This is a genomic window from Paenibacillus sp. FSL H3-0321, from assembly GCF_038002865.1.
Lineage (GTDB): Bacteria > Bacillota > Bacilli > Paenibacillales > Paenibacillaceae > Paenibacillus_AQ.
In genome coordinates this window covers 5,339,051-5,358,295 of the sequence record NZ_JBBODH010000001.1, presented here as the reverse complement: position 1 = coordinate 5,358,295, position 19,245 = coordinate 5,339,051, and the positions used below count along the sequence as shown (strand labels likewise).

At 49.5% G+C, this 19,245-nt stretch carries 16 protein-coding genes; 5 read left to right on the top strand and 11 right to left on the bottom strand.

The window, feature by feature from the left end; translation table 11 throughout:
• Positions 1 to 86: 86 nt before the first annotated feature.
• From MHI45_RS23960 to MHI45_RS23915, 10 genes are all read right to left on the bottom strand, one after another.
• The gene (locus MHI45_RS23960; RefSeq protein WP_076110022.1) at positions 87 to 560 is read right to left on the bottom strand and encodes a MarR family transcriptional regulator; all 474 of its coding nucleotides are present in this window, start codon (positions 558 to 560) and stop codon (positions 87 to 89) included.
• 649 nt (positions 561 to 1,209) lie between these two features.
• Positions 1,210 to 1,728 carry a mismatch-specific DNA-glycosylase gene (locus tag MHI45_RS23955; RefSeq protein WP_341119525.1) on the bottom strand — a complete coding sequence of 173 codons (519 nt, stop codon included), beginning with the start codon at positions 1,726 to 1,728 and terminating at the stop codon, positions 1,210 to 1,212.
• 31 nt (positions 1,729 to 1,759) lie between these two features.
• Positions 1,760 to 2,326, bottom strand: coding sequence for an RNA 2'-phosphotransferase (locus tag MHI45_RS23950; protein WP_076110310.1), 567 nt, complete (start codon positions 2,324 to 2,326; stop codon positions 1,760 to 1,762).
• A 59-nt stretch (positions 2,327 to 2,385) separates the two neighbouring features.
• Positions 2,386 to 5,001, bottom strand: coding sequence for a polynucleotide kinase-phosphatase (locus tag MHI45_RS23945; protein WP_341119523.1), 2,616 nt, complete (start codon positions 4,999 to 5,001; stop codon positions 2,386 to 2,388).
• Complete coding sequence (locus tag MHI45_RS23940; RefSeq protein ID WP_341119521.1) at positions 4,998 to 6,458, bottom strand: 3' terminal RNA ribose 2'-O-methyltransferase Hen1; 1,461 nt, start codon at positions 6,456 to 6,458, stop codon at positions 4,998 to 5,000. The genes MHI45_RS23945 and MHI45_RS23940 overlap by 4 nt, the downstream gene beginning before the upstream one ends.
• 15 nt (positions 6,459 to 6,473) lie before the next feature.
• Entirely contained in the window at positions 6,474 to 7,301 is an 828-nt protein-coding gene (locus MHI45_RS23935) for a nucleotidyltransferase domain-containing protein (protein ID WP_076110313.1), read from the bottom strand.
• Between the two features lie 329 nt (positions 7,302 to 7,630).
• Positions 7,631 to 9,676 carry a DUF6449 domain-containing protein gene (locus MHI45_RS23930; RefSeq protein ID WP_341119517.1) on the bottom strand — a complete coding sequence of 682 codons (2,046 nt, stop codon included), beginning with the start codon at positions 9,674 to 9,676 and terminating at the stop codon, positions 7,631 to 7,633.
• Positions 9,630 to 10,532, bottom strand: a complete 903-nt coding sequence (locus MHI45_RS23925; RefSeq protein WP_038586402.1) for an ABC transporter ATP-binding protein — start codon at positions 10,530 to 10,532, stop codon at positions 9,630 to 9,632. Before MHI45_RS23925 ends, MHI45_RS23930 begins: the two co-directional genes overlap by 47 nt.
• The gene (locus MHI45_RS23920; protein ID WP_340894644.1) at positions 10,525 to 10,911 is read right to left on the bottom strand and encodes a GntR family transcriptional regulator; all 387 of its coding nucleotides are present in this window, start codon (positions 10,909 to 10,911) and stop codon (positions 10,525 to 10,527) included. The genes MHI45_RS23925 and MHI45_RS23920 overlap by 8 nt, the downstream gene beginning before the upstream one ends.
• Positions 10,912 to 11,107: 196 nt before the next feature.
• Positions 11,108 to 12,784 (bottom strand): MFS transporter, encoded by a 1,677-nt coding sequence (locus MHI45_RS23915; protein WP_340894645.1) that lies wholly within the window; start codon positions 12,782 to 12,784, stop codon positions 11,108 to 11,110.
• Positions 12,785 to 12,936: 152 nt separating this feature from the next.
• On the opposite strand from MHI45_RS23915, the gene MHI45_RS23910 reads away from it, so the two are divergent.
• Entirely contained in the window at positions 12,937 to 13,554 is a 618-nt protein-coding gene (locus MHI45_RS23910) for a TetR/AcrR family transcriptional regulator (RefSeq protein ID WP_341119514.1), read from the top strand.
• A 135-nt stretch (positions 13,555 to 13,689) separates the two neighbouring features.
• Here MHI45_RS23910 and MHI45_RS23905 read toward each other — a convergent pair whose 3' ends face one another.
• Entirely contained in the window at positions 13,690 to 14,820 is a 1,131-nt protein-coding gene (locus MHI45_RS23905; RefSeq protein WP_076110315.1) for a polysaccharide deacetylase, read from the bottom strand.
• A gap of 505 nt (positions 14,821 to 15,325) precedes the next feature.
• Here MHI45_RS23905 and qoxA point away from each other — a divergent pair.
• From qoxA to qoxD, 4 genes are read left to right on the top strand one after another with little or no spacing between them, the layout of a single operon-like run.
• Complete coding sequence (gene qoxA / locus MHI45_RS23900) at positions 15,326 to 16,342, top strand: cytochrome aa3 quinol oxidase subunit II (RefSeq protein WP_076110316.1); 1,017 nt, start codon at positions 15,326 to 15,328, stop codon at positions 16,340 to 16,342.
• A 43-nt stretch (positions 16,343 to 16,385) separates the two neighbouring features.
• The gene (qoxB, locus tag MHI45_RS23895) at positions 16,386 to 18,329 is read left to right on the top strand and encodes a cytochrome aa3 quinol oxidase subunit I (RefSeq protein ID WP_038586390.1); all 1,944 of its coding nucleotides are present in this window, start codon (positions 16,386 to 16,388) and stop codon (positions 18,327 to 18,329) included.
• Entirely contained in the window at positions 18,326 to 18,922 is a 597-nt protein-coding gene (qoxC, locus tag MHI45_RS23890; RefSeq protein WP_076110317.1) for a cytochrome aa3 quinol oxidase subunit III, read from the top strand. Before qoxB ends, qoxC begins: the two co-directional genes overlap by 4 nt.
• A 1-nt stretch (position 18,923) precedes the next feature.
• Positions 18,924 to 19,217, top strand: a complete 294-nt coding sequence (qoxD, locus tag MHI45_RS23885) for a cytochrome aa3 quinol oxidase subunit IV (protein ID WP_081965692.1) — start codon at positions 18,924 to 18,926, stop codon at positions 19,215 to 19,217.
• Positions 19,218 to 19,245 lie beyond the last annotated feature (28 nt).

The following is a 19,245-nucleotide window of genomic DNA, read 5'->3' as shown; positions in this document are numbered from 1 at the left end:
CTTGTCAACAAATTAAACAGCAAAAAAAAGGCGGCCCGTTCTCAATAGAGCCCGGCTGCCTGTGGTTTCATTTTCATTATTCCAAGTTATTCCGACTTAAAATCTATACCCAGTTTTTTTATTTCTGCATCTAAATGCCTACTATATTTTTCCACGAAGCTAAGCATACTGTCAAATTGTTCCTCAGTTACCTGCTCAAATATGGCTTTATCCCGCTCTTGAAACTCTTTGTGCAGGTCCTCATGGATTTTATAAATTACCTTCCCTTGCTCAGTAAGCCTAAAATAGATTTCTTTCTTGTTATCCTGCTTCTGGTAGCTTTCGATAAGGCCTTTTTTTATGAGCTTCTTAGTCATTTTACTTATGGCACCGCGAGTCATATAAAAGGACTCCGCAAGTTTTGTTACGTTGGAATCTACATTTTTTTCAATGTATTCGATGCAATGGACTTCAGAAGACTTATAACCCTTAAGACTGTCTTCCATCTTATCCTTATTAAGCCAAACCATCTTGTTATATACGTCCCTGAAGCCCATTATGACCTGTTCTTCTTTGTTCATGGCCTGTCCTCCCACCCGCTCAGTGCATTAACAATATAATATAGTATTTTTTGTTTCTATTTCAACATTGTCAAAATAATTGATTAAATAACCAATACACGAATGGAGGGAATATAGTGTGATTTTAAAACAGATTCACAATGAATTTGACAAAGCAAATAGGGTTTTGAAACAGAAATAATTCGTTTCAAAACCCTATTTGTCTACAGTCTGAAACACCCTTAACCTCCAGGGTGTTTTTTTATTGCGCTGCGTTGCCCCCGCGGTGGCGGGCCAGTTGGCACTGGTTATTGCGGCTGCTTTCCGGGTTGGTGCTGACTGCTGCGACCGGGGTTCAGCTTAGATTCTGGACCCATAATTGTACTTCGTACAACTAAATAGGCAGAAATCACCTCTTGTCACCGTTTAGTTGCACTTCCTGCAATTATAATCGCAAGAAAGGCCGTTACAGACGCATATCCTCATTTATAGCTGTACGGAATACAATTAACGCCTACAGCATGCCAAAACCCTCTTATTTAGTTGTATAGAATACAGTTATCCTAAAACACTTACTTTTGGGATATATCGCCACCTATCATCCTTCCTACCGTCCACCCTCCGATTCCATCCATCCTCACTCCCCGTGTGCTGTCAGACAAACTCTAAGTCAGTCATCCTTATGGGTGAAATCATACAACCTCCGGTAAATAGCCACAATCTCCGGCATCGGCATCCGGACGAGTCCGCTCGACGACGGGGCGACGAACTCGCGCACTCCATCCACTACCGGTTCTATATGCTCCTGAAATCCCCAATCTGCTTTTGGTTTACGGCTGAATTCAGTGTAGACGCCCTTGCCTACAAAGCAGGCTACCTCCGGCCGGTAGAGCGTCAGCTTGGCACGAAGCAACCCCCGCCCCTCGGCATACTCCTCGCGGGTAATATCCTCGGCCCCGCGGGTTGGACGGGCTACAATATTCGTGAAGCCGTAGCCGAGCTTCAGCAGTTCACCGTCCTCCGAGGCATCATAGAGGCGCGGCGTCAGTCCTGACTGCTCAAGAATCCGCCAGAAATTATTGCGCGGATTCGCATAATGATGCCCCAGCTCGCCCGAGCGGAGACTTGGATTGAATCCAATGAAGACGATCTGCAATCCGTGATCCAGGTGATCCGGCACATCTTCCATATCACATTCCTCCTGTACTGGAGATTTGGTGCTATTGTTCTTCCGGTGCACTTAATGGCGCTATGCAGGCGGGTGGAACCGGCTCAGCCAGCCACACCTCATTTCCGGCATAATAGAAGGTTACACCAGACTCTACAGCCTTAACCGTATCCACGGCGAGCAAAACAAGCTTGCCCCTGCGGCTTCCGGCCAGAGTTGCGAAATGCAGCCCCTCCGATAAATGCACATATTGCCTGCCCATCGGCTGCAGCCCCTCTTTTACAATCGCCGGCAGCGCATTCTGGTGAGTGCCATGATAGAGCACGGACGGCGGTGTTCCCGGTTCATAGGCAACTTTGGTGTGGCTGTGTCCGTATCTCGCTTTGACCCGCTCCCCCTCAATGGCGAACCGCTGCTTCTCACTGTTCGTGACCGTTTGGCGGATATCTTCTTCTGTAATATGAGACCACTTCGGGGCTGCGTTTATCACTGCGAGCAATTCCTCCAGCAGACAGGAACCATCCTCCGGATCTAGAAATAGTCCATACTGCTGCGGAGTATGCCGAAGCAGCTTGGTCATAAATTTGCTGAGCGAAACCTCAGCGCTATGGTTTAACATAAATTGCACCTCTTATAATCACTGTATAATCATTTTGTATGGGATTCCATCCCTATAGCTTACAACCGCGGATCCACCGGCTCAGATTCCAGTGCCAAAGCAGCAAGCACACATTCATGAATCCGCTCCAGCGGCTCTTTGCGGATAAAACGTTCCACGGACTCGGCGCTAAGAGCACATTCCATCAGGGCGTGCCGCTCCTTCTTGCCGGTCTTGCGCAGTTTTAACCGTGTCAGATTGTCAGGCTGCAAATAATCGATGCCATATATGATGTGCAGGTATTTGCGTCCCCGGACTTTGATCGCAGGCTGAATCATCGAGCTGCCATTTCGTGATATGAAAAGTTCCGGCTTGATCACGATCCCCTCATGACCATTCTCCGTCATCTCTTCCCACCAGGCGATAACCTCAGCTTCATCGGCTTCACTTGCGACAGTCCGGTATTCAGTCTCCATAAAGAGCGGAGAAACACCCGCAAGTTCGCGGTTTTTCTCCATATGCCAGAGATGGCTATGATCAAAAAAACTCTGGCCGCTATGCGCCAAGGTATGAAAAGGAGCAATCCTGATTCCTTCCAGCCCTCTGACATCCCAGCAGTATTCCTGAAAAGCTTCACGGAACACGCGGGCATTCCGCAGCTTCTCGTCCATTTCCTGTACCCAGCCGGATACATCGCGCCCGTTACTCTCCGCTTCTCGCAGCTTCTCCGCAAGATGTCCGCGGTCCATTACGGCGGCTTCTGCGACATGCGCATACTGGGAAGCGATCAATTCACGAGCCTTCAGGTTCCATGGAATAATTTCGGCATCCAGCAGCAGCAGATCCGTATCATGGCGGACAAAATAATCCGCTTTCCGCAAATCGGCATTCAGCTTAGCCAGTACTTCGGACTCCGTTTCCTTGTCAAAGAATGCCCGGCCCGTCCGGGTATAAATCGTACCCAGTGTGGGACGTCCCACATAGGATACTGCCGCTTCCTTGTCGCGAAACAGCATCAGGATAGCCCTGCTGCCCATGTGCTTTTTCTCGGCGATCATTGTTTCCACACCCTGTTTGCGATAATAGGCAAAAGCCTCACGCGGATGCTCCAGGTAAGATTCATCTGCGGATACTGCCGGAGCCGGACTCATGGTCGGAGGAATATAAACCAGGTCCTCCAGCGGAATCGTAAAATGGGAGACGGTATCAATGGCTGCTTTGACGAATTCACCGCGCACAGAAAGTTCACCATAGGCAGCTGTCATAACGGAGTACCCTTCCACAAACTTCCGCAGGTTAGGCGGAGAGAAACGGCCGCGTTCCCAGCGGATCAGCGGGCTGTCCGGGTCCTGGGCGTAATCTCTGTGCGCCTTGACCGCAACAAACTGCTGTTCAGGATACCGGTAAGCCGTCAATGAGCCGCCAAAGACTGCGCCTTGATCAATGTTGACCGTGTTCTTAACCAGAGTAGGGTAAGGTCTCGGATCATGCCCCCAGACAATTAGCTCACCGGAGTCATGCTGCACATACCATTCCTTGCGTACAGGAGTGCCCTTCCCCTCACTTCCTTCTGTATCACCGTAGCGGCAAAAGTCCTGAATCCGTTTCGACTGCCTGCCGATATACTCATCGCGGATTCCGGCATGGGCAACAACCACCCGCCGTATACCACCCCGTCCATACACCAGATGACTGGGGGCGGAGAGCAGGAACTGCTTCAACTCTTCTCTAAGTTTGCTAGCCGCAGCCTCACCCTCTGCCAGCGCATACCGCTCCAGCTCGGCGGCAAACTTCTCATCGCCATGGCTTAAGGTAACCTTGCGCCCCCCAAGATACCGGGCAATCTTCCAGCCATGGTTGCTGTCGACCATACGTGAGATTCCGGCGTCGCTGTGCCGCTTCCAGAATCTCAGTGCATCCAGTGAGTTGGGACCACGGCTCATTACATCACCTACAGAGATTAGTTCTCTGCCTTTAGGATGGCGGTACAATCCGCTCTCATCAGCGATATAGCCCAGCTGATCAAGCAGTTCCAACAACTCATCGTAACAGCCGTGAATGTCGCCGATCACATCAATCCCTGCACCCATTTCAATCAGCAATTCATTCTGCTTGCGGACAAACTGCACACTTTCCGTTTCTTTCAACATATATGTGAAATCAAAGCCTTCATCGCGCAGCCCTCTTAGCGAACGCTTGAATTGGCTAAATTGCGCCTTGACCCGCTGCCTGCCGCGAGGCAATTCACGTCCCTTATCCCGTTCAAGCAGGATCTGTTCCGGCAGATCGAGCACCCAGGCCGTACAGGGCAGATCATAATCTGCTGCCATCTCTATATATTTCTTACGGTATTCGGGCAGCAAATGTGTGGCATCCACCACCGTCAGCTTCCCCATCCGGCAGCGCATGGATATCATTGTGTTCATCGCTTCAAAGGCCAGTTTCGACAGCAATTGATAATCGCCATACAGAATATCCGCTTCTTCACGGGGATGGCCCTTCCAATCAATAAAATCGATATCACCCACTAATGAGCGGTAATCGTCGGAAGAGACGATCTCTGTCTGCAACAATATGCCTTCTTGCACCAATCTGCGGAGCAGAGTCGTTTTGCCGCTGCCGGAAGGCCCCACCAGTACGACGATGCCTCCATGAGGAAACGGAATGACCCGCTGCCCTTCCTGTCTCTCTATCATTGTGATGTTTCCTCCTTCGTAAATATGGCTATCTGCGTCGGGCAACCGAAGCCTTCCATGTATTCGCCTATCCCCTTCAGCTCCGCAGAGTAACCAAAGGCTGTCGTCCAGCGGGAACACCAGGCGGAAAATGCTTCTCTCCCCCATTCAAAACGATGGTCGCCATGACGCATCTCTTCCTGCTCCATCTCGTAGACCTCGTTGTATTCCTTATTCGGGGTAGTTATAATCAGGGTCTTTGGACCATATTCGGCGAAAACAGTCTCCATCACCCGCGCCAGCCGGTGCTCATCGATATGCTCAATTACCTCACAAAGAATCATTACATCCTTGTTCCGCAGCGACTCATCGAAATAGAACAGGGATCCGGTTACCGGCTTAGGCACGATAGTTCCTTGCCTGCCTTCCAGCTTGGCGAACCGGTCCATGGCTCTCAACTGAGCTGTGGCAGAGGGCTCAACTGCTTTAATATCACGGACACCAGGCACGTTGGCGAGTATGGCAGAGAGCTTGCCTTCCCCCGAGCCGAAGTCAACAATACTGGCTTTAGCTTGCAAAGCTTCAACGGTAGCGGCAATAGCTGCGTAACGCAAATCATTCAACCGGACTTTCGGCTCTTCTGGAGCCTCGGATTCGAAGGATTGATCAGGTAAAGCATTTGGCGCATCCATTGAACCTTTAACAGCAGCTTCCTTTTCATTTTCATCAACAGAAGCTCCGCCGGAATTCTGAGTGCGGCCCTCCAGCGCCTCGAACTGCTTAATTACCCCAGCGAAACGCAGCGTCCGTTTCAGAATCAGCGCTCGCTGAGGATGATCCTGAAGCCAGCCTTCGCCATAACGCCTGATTTTATCAACCTCATCCTCACTGATATAGTAATGCTTGTAATCATCCAATGCGGGAATGAGCACAAAAAGCTGCTGCAAGGCAGTCTGGAGTGTCTGAAATCCTTTTAGTTTAATATAACGGACAGAACTGCGGTTCTTGAGGTCAAAGGAATACTCCGCCTCTCCCCGCTCCAGCACCACTTCATAACCAAGCGCAGTGAACAACTCTTCAAGTGTACGGTCAGGCAAATTGGAGGCTACAGGTCCAAAAGAAAGCTCGAGTGCAAGGCGTTGGCCTACCCAGGGCAGATACGCTTCTTTCGGTTTGCCGTTCAATGCAGTACCCAGTGCGGGACGGATATAGGTGCAGAACAGACTGCTGGTTACAAATTCACGGTCATTGATATATTGCGTGATGTCGTTGTGTGCGGAGGAAGAACCCTTCACCAGCTCAATTGGGTCGGGTGTTACATAGATGACCGCCTCCGTCTCTTCTTCGGAAGAGACTGTGAACACAATACGCACTCTGGCTTCTTTTTCAATCCGGTCATACAGATTATTCGGGTTTTTAGCGAGCAGATGAGAGAGCATTCCTGCTCCTGTTCCTGTCGCCTTGATGATTAAATGCATAAGGTTGATCTCTCCTTAGGTTTCGCTTTGATTTCCCCCGCTAGAAGTCCAGCGGCTGTCTTCTCCCCATACTTCCAGCAGCGCGGCCCGGAACAGCTCATCCAGGGCTGCATCCGCTACACCGCCCCCGCTTCCAAATTGCGAAGCCGCAAGCTCGAAATGCGCGATCTGCTGCTCCAGATAAACGTTAATGACTTCCAGACGCGGCTCCAGATCCAGCTCTTCGCCGGACATTTTACGGTGTAGCAGATCCTGTACAGCCTCTCTAAGCTCGGTTCCTTCAGGAATCAGATCCAGGGCCAGCACATTGAAATCCAGTGGTGGTACCTCCTGGTATTTCTCGATCCAGGCACATGCGAGCAGCGGACGGAGAACGTAGAAATATTTCTTAATTTTGACCTCGCTGCCTTGCAGATAGGTACGGTAATTCCCCCGGGCCATGTTCAGATAATGATAGATACAGGATTTGGGCGAGAAGCTAAGCGGTGACAGCTTGCGGATACTGTCCGCCACCGTGTAATTTTGCTCATACCGGATGGGGGATTGCAGCCATTCCAGCAGCGGCGGATTGGATTTGCGGAAGAGGGTCAGCCCTTTCTTCAGATCCCAGCCGTTAATATCAAGCAACTCGCTGATCGGCCGTTCAATCACATCCCGCTGCTCAAAAATCGAGAGATACGCCTCAGGGCGGCGCAAATACACAAAGCGGACGTCATAATCACTGTCCTTGGACGGAAACCCCCAAGCGCGGCTGCCCGACTCACAGGCATACAGAATACGTACATTCTCCTCCGCCTCAATGCCACGCAGCTCGCGGAGGATCGATTGATGAATTTCAGACATGCTTCATTCTCCTTTCGGACTCTGCCGAAATACAAAAAAGCCACGGACTCCATTCGTCCATGGCCAGGCACCATCATATAGCAGAACCACAGTTAGAGTATCCCCGGCAACCGCCTTACAGGCCGCTGACCGGAAATAACTAAACGCTGCTAACGCTGAACAGTAACCCAAGGCGGACAGATGAATGGAAGATAGGTAATAGCATTATGCGAGTGTAGATTATTCCCTTGTTCAATCATCTGTCCAGACCTCCTGCCGTTCTTGTATTTTCCAAAAGCATAATCCACTCATCCAGTTTCTGTCAACCCGCTGAGGCTAAAACCAGAATCTTAAGGAAGCAGTGATTTTATAGCGGGCGTAAGGTCTTGCTTCCTCAGTGATATATAAGTCACTTCTCCGTACTTATATTTCATCTTTATTACATATTCGCCGGTTCTTCCGCTATAATAGCGTTCTTTTCCCAGAATATCGCCGATAATCTTCTTATCCTTGGTGACCGCCGCAAGACCTTCGCTGCGCGCCAGATCAAAATACCGCTCAATATTATTCCTGCTTGCCGCGTCAAGCTTATCAATATACCCATCCTTAATAATTTCGGCGGATTCCACATCCTGTGCCTGAGTACGAATTTTATCCGCGTATCCCTTTTCGGCCAGCCAGCCCTCAAGCTCATGATAGGAGGGTTTCCACTCATAGCCATAATAGAGCTGGTAGCCCCTTTCATCCGGCTTACCTATCGTTTGGATAGAAGCCTTGGAAACCCGGTTGTCCAGCTGATCTTCATAGGACATGCTCAATATCTCCCGTTTCAGAATTTCCTTGAATTCTTTAACCTCTTGAGGATCGGAGATCGAAATCGCTTTATTTTTGTTGCTGATTCTCAGACTCTCCACATTATCGCCAAGCCGGGAAAGCATATATTCGTTACGCTTGAACTCCTTGTTCTCCATGATCGCCTTTAGCTCCGGTTCGAAGCCGGCTGATGGAATCCAGTAAGACCGCAGCAGCTGCCGCCCATTCTTCAACTGGTAAGCAAAGCTGAACTCCCTGCTGCCGATAGAATTACCCAGAGAACGTTCTTCCTCTCCAGGCCGCACAGTGACAAGTGCCTGATGCAGCTTGCGTACAGCCTCAATATAGCTTTTGTCTTCATTGAAGACTTCCTTCTCTTCATAGGGACGGTTCTGAACTTCCATCGGGCCTTGCCCTGGTTCGGTCAACATCCAGAAATTGCTCCCGGCATAAGCCGCCGTGACCTTGTCCGCTGCCGGCACCCTGCTCTCATAGCCGGTAATCCCAGTGACCGGAACATAGAGCAGGAGTCCCAGCAGGATAGTATAAGCGGCGAAGTCAGCGAATACCCTGCGGGTCATGATCTGCCATGTCTTGCGAATGATCATTTCAGCTACAACATAGCCGATGAGTGCTCCGGCAATACAGCCGCCAATAAGCCAGCCTGTCTGCTGCGGCTTCACATTGCCGAAATAAGACACGGAAACCAGCATGGTGCAGAACATCACCCCTGCTTTGAACAACGGATTGAAATAGGTGAAGGCAATCGCCTGCCCAGCCTTTTCGCTATGCCGTTTGCGGTAAAGCACAAAGGACAGCATAACTACTAAGAGAGTGATCACGAAATATATCCATTTCTCTCCTGTACTGACCTTATCGTATGCATTGCTGAGTCTCACAATCTGCAGAACCGGCGACCAATTGACCATTCTATACTCATCATTATAACCGCCTGAATACCCGTACAAATACCTATTAAGATGCATCCCAGTCAGCATTAACAGCGCGGAGGGAAGAACGAGCAGGATATAAACAACAACCCCCTGGAGAATAGTTTGGCCTGTACATATTCCAACGAAGGCAGTGAAAACGAACAGAAACAAGGTGAGGATGGTAACTGTCAGGCACCACTCCCAGACTTCCGCTCCTTGGTAAATGTACATATTGCCGTCCAGCGGTGCCACGATTGCGGTAACTGCAGCAGTCAGCCAGACCGGAAGAAGCAATAGAATCAGGCCGCTCCATGCATGGGCAGCAAGTAAATGCTCCCGGCGAAGCGGCAGGCTGTGCCACAGATCCGATGAAGGCTTAGACTGCAGAAAACGGAAAAGGAATAGACCGGCTACCACTGGAAGCGTAGCGATAAAGAACACTTGCATATCACCGCCGATACCGAACAAACTCTCGGCTTTCTCAGGCTCCGCATTCGGATTGCCGCTCAAGAACATCTGGAGCGGAAGAAAGAACATCAGACCTAGCGTGTATATAATTCCGATCCAGCCATGCTGGCGCAAGTTTTGGCGGATTACGCTGCTGTTAAAGAAGAATCGGCTGCGCGTCATAACCGGCATCCCCCATTTCATATATAAAGATTTCCTCAAGTGTCAGGGGCAATAGATCCAGTACATACGGATCGTACACCCGAAAAGCCTGCCCGATCCGCTCGCGGTCCCCTTTTACAATATAGAGATTAACGCTGCCACGCTGTTCCTGATGAAGAATCTGCAGCTTAGCTGTCAGTACCGATGCATGCCGTTCATCCCGGAACGCCACCTGCACTTTATGCGTGTCCGCTTTGAGATCGTCCAGATCCTTCTCCACCAGCATTTTGCCGCCGTGCATAATGCCGACATGATCGCATAGATCTTCAATTTCCCGCAGGTTATGTGAGGAGATGATGACGGTCATCCCCCGTTCGGCCACCTCCTGGAACAGCAGATTCTTGATCTGCCGCCGCATGACCGGGTCAAGCCCGTCGATCGGCTCATCCATGATAAGCACATCCGGGGAGCAGCTTAGGGCGAGCCAGAAGGACGCCTGGCGCTGCATACCCTTGGAGAACCGGCTGAGCTTGCGGCCTGTATCGAGCCGAAACATTTTCCCAAGCTCCTGAAAGTGCGCCTCATTCCACCCCGGATAAATAGAGCGGTAAAAGGCGGCCATGCTCTTGATTGATGCCTGCGGGAAGAAATAAGGACTGTCCGGCATGAAAATGATCCTTTGCTTCACCTCGGGGTTTTCAAAGACCGGCTTCCCTTCAAACTTAACCGTGCCCTCTTCCGGCCGGTAAATACCGGCGAGCGTCTTCAGCAGTGTTGTTTTACCCGCACCGTTCGATCCGAGCAGTCCGTAAATTGCTCCTTTATGTACAGTCAGCGAAATGCCGTCAACCGCTTTTTCTCCCTGAAAAATTTTGCTGACGCCGCGAATTTCAATCATGTTTCTCCCCCTCTCTCTGATCCAGCACCTGGCGGTACAGCGCACCTATCTCGCTTTCGGTAAATCCGAGGTAGACGGCTGCTGCCATCAGGCGCAGCAGCTCATTCCGCACTTCCGCCCTCTTGCTCTCGTTCAGCCCCTGCTGAAGCGGAGCCACGAAACTCCCCTTGCCCTGCAAGGAATAGATGTAGCCTTCCCGCTCCAGCTCCCGGTAGGCTTTCTGAATCGTATTCGGATTTACGGTGAGCTGCGAGGATAAGATTCTCACCGAGGGAAGCTGTTCATCTGCCCGCAAAATACCATGCATAATCATTTCTTTGATCTTGCCGGTCAGCTGCTCATAAATCGGCTTGCGGCTGCGGACATCCAATTCGAACATGACAGTTCTCCTTTCTGATGTTGTATCACAAACTGTGTCTAGGTGTATTAACTGTACTACTATTATTAGTACAGTTGGATATACATGTCAACCTCAAATCAAATTAAATTAGGCCAACCAGAAATTACCGGCTGACCTAATCTTATAAAGCCCCAAGGGTCTTTCTTCTATATATGCACGATATACACGGAGATCACTATTGCTGCGGCAAAGTAAGTTCCCCAGGAACCCCGGCCCCCTTCCGTTTCCGGCGTTTGTCGCTGAACAGCGCGAATACAACACCCGGAAGCATAATGAGGCTGGCTAAAACGTAAGTTCTGCTGTATGCCTGTTCAGCTTCATGCTTCATGTCTTCTCCTGCACGCGTCAGGACGAGCTCCATCTCCTGGATTTGCCGGCTCCGGTCAGCGGCAAATGCCTGCTGATCCGAAGGGCCAAGCCCGGCAGCAGCAAGTTCGGCCTCCTTCAATACCTTCTCGGAGGTTTCAGCCGGTGAGCTTTCCACATTTGCCAATGAACCCGCCGCATCAGCAATCACTGTTTTGAGAAAGGGCTGGAGCACAGCATCCTTCTCCACCGCCTTCACTGCGCGGACAGAAGCCGCATTCAGCCCGTCGCTGGTATTTTGCTGCAGCACAGTAACGATAATAGCCACCCCGATCACACCCCCCAGTGACTTTGCCATATTCGTAATCCCCGATGAGATCCCCACCTTCTCTTCAGGCACGTTGCGTACGGCTGAAGACATCACCGGTGCCATGGTGAACCCGGTGCCGATACCGGCCACAACCAGACGGATCAACACTTCCGGAAGCGTTGAGTCTGCATGCAGTCCGCTTAATGAATACATGGCTCCGGCCATCATAATCATTCCAACCGCCCCAAACAGCTGGCTGCCGTATTTATTGGATAACGGCCCGGAAAGGGCTGAACTGACGATCGAGCCCACCGCGATCATGGAAAGTACAAGTCCAGCCCGCAGTTCGGTCATCCCCATCATCCGGGTCAGGAAGAAAGAGGTCAGCAGTGAGATATTCATCAGCCCCGCACCAACAAAAAGCATAGTCAACGTTGCACCGTTGAACGGGGGAATTCTCAGCAGCGACAACGGGAGCATCGGCTCCTTCCCTTTCCACTGTGTGAGGAAAAAGAAGACGAGAAACAGAACCCCTGCAGCCAGCAGTAGCAGCGTCATCCGGGAGTTCCAGCCATAGTCCTGAACTTTAATCAGCGCATAGGTAATAAAAAACATCGCCCCGGTTATTCCCAATGTTCCGCCATAATCAATGGATCGGCCTGCGGTGTCATCTCTGGATTCCTGTATAAACAGACAAGTAAGCACCACGCTCAGCACCCCCAGCGGCACATTGACAAAAAAGATCCATTGCCAGTTCAGATTTTGCGTAATAATCCCGCCAAGTGCCGGCCCGCTCGCAGCCGCAACGCCTGAAACGGCCCCCCATATGCCGATGATCAAGCCATGCATCTCCTTTGGAAAGGTTGTGGTTGTCAGCGGAATGGTAACCGGAACAATGATGGCCCCCGCAAGTCCTTGAAGGACTCTTAATCCAATGAGCATCCCAAGTGAAGAAGCAAAGCCCGCGAGCAGCGAGGTCAAAGTAAACAGCACCACACCGGTGATAAATATTTTCTTCCGTCCGAATTGATCAGCCAGTCTTGAAGCCGTGAGAATAAATACAGCAAACGCCAGGTTATAACCATTCATCACCCACGAAATTTGCGATACGCTGCCGCCAAATTGCCTCGTCATTTCAGGCAAGGCAATATTTATAATCGTCGTATCCAGCAGCGCCATGAAGAAACCCAGAACAATTGCCGTAAAAGAAAAAGCCCTACGCATTCTGATGCTCAATTTCATCTCTCCTTATATGTGAACTTTAGTTCATGTTTGAATTATATGAACTAGAGTTCATGTTTGTCAATAACAAATTTGAACTGTAGTTCAACTTTTATTGACAGTCAAATACCGCTCCTCTACAATCGGTTATAAGGGGGGCTTTAACCATGAGTGAAATGGAAGACAAGACAAGAACGCCGCGGCAGGACCGCAGCATCAAGACCAAGGAAGCCATCGTTCAAGCCGCCATGAGGCTTTTCTCGGAGAAGGGCTACCATCAGACCAATACGAAGCAGATTGCTGCTGCAGCGGGTGTATCCACCGGCAGCTTCTATTCCTATTTCATAGATAAACGGGCCGTATTTATCGATGTGCTTAAGAATTACAGTGAAGCGCTGCTGGCAAGGATAGAAGCCTACATGTCCGAGATTAACATTCAGAGCCCTGACAAGTATGCACTGCTGAGCCATCTGGTAGACAGCCTCATCCTCTCGCACGAGGTCTATACCGGATTCCACAAGGAACTGTCTATTATGTATCTCAGCGACGGGGGTATCAAAGAGCTGATGGACGCACAGTATGAAGTCGGACGTGTCCTAACGCTCCAGTATCTGCAAATGGGTAAGGATGAGCTTAAGATCACAGATTTGGAAGCCGCTGCCTTCCTTGTATTCGAATCCATCAGTGCCATAGTGGATGTCATCGCCTTTTCCTCCCATCGTATTGGAACGGACAGAATAAAGACCGAGCTTGTCAGTATGCTCGTAGGGTATTTGTACATATGACAAGGCTATGCTGTCGGGCCTCCAAATACAGCCCCCTGAAACCACCGCGCAGCACAAAAAAGCGGCTTAAGCAGAAAACAATCTGCTTAAGCCGCTTTTTACACTCTTTCTACATCTTGCCGTAAACGCTGACGATCAGCGCTTATCCTTCCAGAAATTCAGCGGCTCCATATCCTTCGTAATAATCTCAAAGGTATAGCCTTCCTTCTTCAGTGTTTTGAGTACGTCCGGCAGCACTTTCAGTGTAGCTTTCTGATCATGCATCAGGATAACAGGATTGCTGTTGGACTTTTGCAGTTTATGGACCTGTTCCATAACCGTATTATAGATCCTGGCGCTGTTCTCCTTGTATTTCCAGTCGTTCGAGTCCACATTCCAATCCCACAGATGGAAACCCTGGCTCAGCACTCTGTCCCTGAAGGATTTAGTGAAATAAGGTTTACTTCCGTACGGCGGACGGATCAGTGTTGTGCTGGAGCCGGTGATCTTCTTCAGCACTGCATTATCAGCTGACATTTCGGCAAGTGCTGCACCCGGAGAAGCATAAAACTTCTCTTTGCGGTGAGTCATGCCGTGGAGTGCGAGTCCGTGGCTTTCCTCTTCAATTCGTTTCACTGCCGATGGATACCGGTTCATATTGGGTCCAAGCATAAAAAAGGTCGCCTTTACCTCATTTTCGCCCAGAATATCCAGCAGTTGCGAAGTCGTTGCCGACGGTCCGTCGTCAAAGGTAAGATACACTATCCTCCCTTGCTTGCCCGGGGTTGTCTCCGGAGCCGGCTTTGCGCTGACAATCGGCTTTAATTCGCTCTTGAATTGGCTTACGAACGCCGCATCATCCAAAGCCGCCGATGTATCCCGCACTCTTAGTAAATATTTATCCGGCTCAAAGGTTATCATATACCCAAGATAAGTACTTATCCGCAGCGGAACCATCAGCGATCCATTCTGCACAAAGGTACTTATTGGAACAATGGTATCATTCTGGAGTTTGGCGCCTCCGTCATTTTTGAGCAGTAAAAGGGATTTGCCGCCTCCGGCGATCTGAACCCCGTCCTGAAGCATGGAAATGTTCCACTTCAGCTTCTGTGCCAAAGCGCGTACTGGAACATAATAGTTACCTTTTACAGAAACAGCTTCTATTTCCGTCAGTGTGTCGTTCACACCAAGACGTAATGAGGCATTCGTTCCGGCTGCGATTGCCGTGTTCTGTAGAATACCAAAACATAAGAATAAAGACATGAATAACAGCATTGTTTTTTTCATTCGCACAAGCAGTAATCTCCTATCTATGTATATTTATCTATACTTTATCACACATAGATAGATTTGAATTTGAGAGATTGTAACCGCCCAAAGAATATCTTGTTACTTTTTCACAGTGACAAAAGACATATTCTTAATATTTATCAAAAAATCGCAACAATCGTCGAAAGCTGTCGCGGCCGCAAAAAGCGGTTAAAATCAGGCTTTATTGCTAAAATTAATTGTGACGAAATTAGTAACATTTGTGAAAAAGTGAACAAAATTTGAACAACCTTAAAATTACCTTAAACCGCACCACTACAGTGATCTTTGTCATACCTTACGACATTTGTAACAATTCGATCACACATATTTAACTTGTTCGCCATTATTAAGGCCTTATGTGGATTTAATGTTAAAATATGTATTTTGCATTATGGGTAAGTAGTTCTTACTATAGATACAGGTTAATGTTTATTGGCTAATGAACGGCAATGAAAAGAAGTATTGAAGGAAGGAGTTCTATATGAAAAAAAAGGGTCCGTTATACGCTTTGTTCCTCAGCCTAATCCTTCTTCTGCCGGGATGCAGTTCGCTCACCGTTCTGAATCCGAAGGGTCCGGCCGCACGCACTTTATCTGACACCATCATCCTGTCCATTCTGGTGATGATCGGGGTCCTGGCAGTTGTCTACATCTTATATATATTCGTACTGGTGAAATACCGGGCGAAAAAAAGCAACGAAGGTTACATTCCAGAACATGAGGAGGGCAACAAGGTTCTCGAAGCCATCTGGATTATTATCCCGATTATCATCGTAACCTTTTTGTCAGTAGTGACTGTAAAATCAACCCATGCGGTTGAGAATGTCGCGGAGGAATACAAGGACCAGAAGCCTTTGGTTATTTACGCCTCTTCCTCCAACTGGAAATGGCATTTCAGCTATCCTGAGGAGGGAATTGAAACCGTAAACTACGTCAATTTCCCGATTCACCGTGCGGTAGAGTTCAGACTGTACTCTTTCGGCACCATCACCAGCTTCTGGATTCCACAGCTTGCCGGACAGAAGTACGCGATGAGCGACATGCTTACAAAACTTAATCTCTCCGCCGACACCGCAGGTTCATTTATCGGCAAGAACTCGAACTTTAGCGGTAAAGGCTTCGCCCACATGGAATTCGAGGCGCTTGTGATGAGCGACAAAGAATATGCCGAATGGGTCAAAGAGGTTAAGGATACCGCGCCTAAGCTTACGGAGGATGATTTCAAAGGCCTGCTGGCTGCCGAACATCTTGGACGCAAAACCTATTCCTCCACCCATTTGGAGTTCAGCCCGCCGCCGGGAGACCATAGCGAGCATATGAGCGGCGATGGTACGGAAATGGATATAGATAACGGAAATATGGATCATCAGGATAACAAGGACATCCACCCTTCTCCTGAACCGTCCAGCCAGACCGAATTTGACAGCGAGCCCAACCCTGAGGTGAATGAGCCGCTTCCAAGCTCACCTGTAGAAGAACACACACACGAGGGCCACTAACTCGTTCACAGTTTAATGTAACAACCTGAAAGGAGCTACCCTAATGGATTTAGACAAATTTAAGGTTCACGGCGAACCCCTGATATATGGAGCAATGATCAGTATCGCTCTTGCGACCATCGGGATTCTCGTTGGGCTTACCTATTTCAAGAAATGGGGATACCTCTGGCGCGAATGGCTTACAACTGTAGACCATAAGAAGATCGGGGTTATGTATATCCTGGCCGCACTGCTTATGCTGTTCCGCGGCGGTGTTGACGCCATGATGATGCGTCTGCAAACGGCAGCGCCGGAAATGAAATTCCTCGATGCCCAGCATTATAACGAGGTCTTTACCACCCATGGTCTGATCATGATTCTGTTCATGGCCATGCCGTTTATCATCGGTTTAATGAACGTGATTATCCCACTGCAGATCGGCGCGCGAGATGTGGCCTTTCCGCGGCTGAACGCGGTCAGCTTCTGGCTCTTCTTCATGGGAGCTATGCTGCTTAACATTTCGTTCGTAATCGGCGGCTCGCCGGATGCCGGGTGGTCGGCTTACTTCCCGCTAGCGAGTCTGGAATTCAGCCCTACGGTCGGTAATAACTATTACTCCCTGGCGCTGCAGATTTCCGGTATCGGGACACTGATCACAGGCGTTAACTTCATCGTGACGATTCTTAAAATGCGTGCACCAGGCATGACGCTGATGAAGATGCCAATGTTCACCTGGTCCGTACTGATTACGAACATTATTATCGTATTTGCCTTCCCTGTGCTGACTGTGGCACTTGCCCTGATGATGTTCGACCGGCTGTTTGGCTCTCAATTCTTCACGATGGCTAACGGCGGGATGGATATGCTCTGGGCCAACCTGTTCTGGGTGTGGGGACATCCGGAGGTATATATCGTTATTTTGCCGGCATTCGGTATTTACAGCGAAATTATCGCCACCTTCTCCAAAAAGAATTTGTACGGCTACACTTCCATGGTCGTCAGTATGCTGCTTATCTCCCTGCTGTCCTTCCTGGTATGGGCTCACCATTTCTATACCATGGGCCAAGGGGTTATGGTCAACAGCTTCTTCTCCATAACAACTATGGCGATAGCTGTGCCTACCGGGGTTAAGATATTCAACTGGCTGTTCACCCTCCGAAAAGGGCGAATAACCTTTACGACCCCGATGCTGTACACATTGGCTTTTATCCCGATCTTCACTATCGGCGGGGTTACCGGCGTTATGCTGGCGATGGCCAGTGCCGATTATCAGTATCATAATACGATGTTCCTGGTTGCGCATTTCCACTACGTGCTGATTCCGGGCGCCGTGTTCGCCGTTATCGCCGGGTTCCATTACTGGTTCCCTAAAGTATTCGGCTTCCGCCTGAATGAACGTCTGGGCAAACATGCCTTCTGGTGGATTATTATATCCTTCAATGTCACCTTCTTCCCACTGTTCTTCCTGGGACTAATGGGTATGACCCGTCGGATGTACACCTACTCAGAAGAGACCGGCTTTGGTCCGCTGAATATGCTCTCCTTCGCCGGTGCTGTCGGCCTGGCGATCGGATTTGTTATTCTGGTCTACAACATCTACTGGAGCACACGCTACATGCCAAGAGACACAACAAGCGATCCATGGGATGGCCGTACACTGGAATGGGCTACACCAAGTCCGATTCCTGCTTATAACTTTGCAATTGTGCCAAAAGTTCAGACGCGTGATGCCTTCTGGTCCGCGAAGCAGGATAATATTCCGCTCTTTGAAGATAAAATCACTAAAATCCATTTACCAAACAATACCGGGAAGCCATTTATCCTGGGTGTAATCTTCTTCTTCCTGGGCTTCTTCCTAGTATTCAGCATGTGGATTCCTGCCATCGTGGCCGGAATAGGCATCATCATCATGCTGGCTGCCATGTCCTTTGACCGGGATCACGGCTTCTACGTTTCAGCTGAAGAAGTTATTGCTACTGAAAAGAAACTGCGGGGTGAGACTGTATGAAAATAGATGCGTCCAAGCCGCTGGAATATTCAACAGAGGAGAACAGCAACAAGATTTTCGGTTTCTGGGTATTTCTCGGAGCTGAAATTCCGCTCTTCGCCACTTTATTCACCGTTTATTTAGTAATGGTCGACCGTTTCGCCAGCGGACCAAGCGGAAGCGAGCTGTTTGAAATCGGCCCGGTGCTGATTGAAACCTTCCTGCTCCTATCGAGTTCGTTCACGATCGGGCTTGCGATCCATGCTATGCGTCACGGCTACAAGAAGGCCATGATGGTCTTTATGGCAATCACACTGCTGATGGGCCTCGGCTTTATCGGCATAGAAATTGATGAGTTCTTCACCTATGTTCATGAAGGGGCTACACTGCAAACCAGTGGATTCCTATCCAGTCTCTTCGTATTGCTCGGCACGCACGGTGCCCACGTCAGCTTCGGCTTCCTGTGGGGCGCAGCGATTATGATCCAGATCTGGCGTCAGGGCATTAATCCGGCTACCGCCAATAAAGCCTTTATCTTCTCGCTGTTCTGGCATTTCCTGGACGTTGTCTGGATCTTTATCTTCAGCTTCGTCTACCTGAAAGGACTGATGTGACATGATGAAGCAACTGTTCCCAATTCGCCATGTGATGGGTTATCTGGCCTCTCTGGTCCTTTCTGCCGCTGCGCTGGTTGTCATCTATGGTGATCTGTCCGATGGGGCAAATATGGCGGTTCTGCTGATTACAGCCCTTATCCAGGCTTCTCTGCAGCTCTTCGTATTCATGCACATCGGGGAATCCGCAGATACCAAGAAAGAGCTTTATATCAATATCGCTTACGCTTTGTTCGTCGGATTGGTTACCATCTTCGGAACCCTGTTCATCTTCGTATGGGGCTGGTACGCTTAAGAACAAGATAAGCTGGACAACACATTCA

Bases quoted from the DNA above. Each gene is read 5' to 3' on its own strand.
- MHI45_RS23960 (WP_076110022.1), bottom strand. From the start codon at position 560: ATGAACAAAGAAGAACAGGTCATAATGGGCTTCAGGGACGTATATAAC.
- MHI45_RS23955 (WP_341119525.1), bottom strand. From the start codon at position 1,728: ATGGAAGATGTGCCGGATCACCTGGATCACGGATTGCAGATCGTCTTC.
- MHI45_RS23950 (WP_076110310.1), bottom strand. From the start codon at position 2,326: ATGTTAAACCATAGCGCTGAGGTTTCGCTCAGCAAATTTATGACCAAG.
- MHI45_RS23945 (WP_341119523.1), bottom strand. From the start codon at position 5,001: ATGATAGAGAGACAGGAAGGGCAGCGGGTCATTCCGTTTCCTCATGGA.
- MHI45_RS23940 (WP_341119521.1), bottom strand. From the start codon at position 6,458: ATGCATTTAATCATCAAGGCGACAGGAACAGGAGCAGGAATGCTCTCT.
- MHI45_RS23935 (WP_076110313.1), bottom strand. From the start codon at position 7,301: ATGTCTGAAATTCATCAATCGATCCTCCGCGAGCTGCGTGGCATTGAG.
- MHI45_RS23930 (WP_341119517.1), bottom strand. From the start codon at position 9,676: ATGAAATGGGGGATGCCGGTTATGACGCGCAGCCGATTCTTCTTTAAC.
- MHI45_RS23925 (WP_038586402.1), bottom strand. From the start codon at position 10,532: ATGATTGAAATTCGCGGCGTCAGCAAAATTTTTCAGGGAGAAAAAGCG.
- MHI45_RS23920 (WP_340894644.1), bottom strand. From the start codon at position 10,911: ATGTTCGAATTGGATGTCCGCAGCCGCAAGCCGATTTATGAGCAGCTG.
- MHI45_RS23910 (WP_341119514.1), top strand. From the start codon at position 12,937: ATGAGTGAAATGGAAGACAAGACAAGAACGCCGCGGCAGGACCGCAGC.
- MHI45_RS23905 (WP_076110315.1), bottom strand. From the start codon at position 14,820: ATGAAAAAAACAATGCTGTTATTCATGTCTTTATTCTTATGTTTTGGT.
- qoxA (WP_076110316.1), top strand. From the start codon at position 15,326: ATGAAAAAAAAGGGTCCGTTATACGCTTTGTTCCTCAGCCTAATCCTT.
- qoxB (WP_038586390.1), top strand. From the start codon at position 16,386: ATGGATTTAGACAAATTTAAGGTTCACGGCGAACCCCTGATATATGGA.
- qoxC (WP_076110317.1), top strand. From the start codon at position 18,326: ATGAAAATAGATGCGTCCAAGCCGCTGGAATATTCAACAGAGGAGAAC.
- qoxD (WP_081965692.1), top strand. From the start codon at position 18,924: ATGATGAAGCAACTGTTCCCAATTCGCCATGTGATGGGTTATCTGGCC.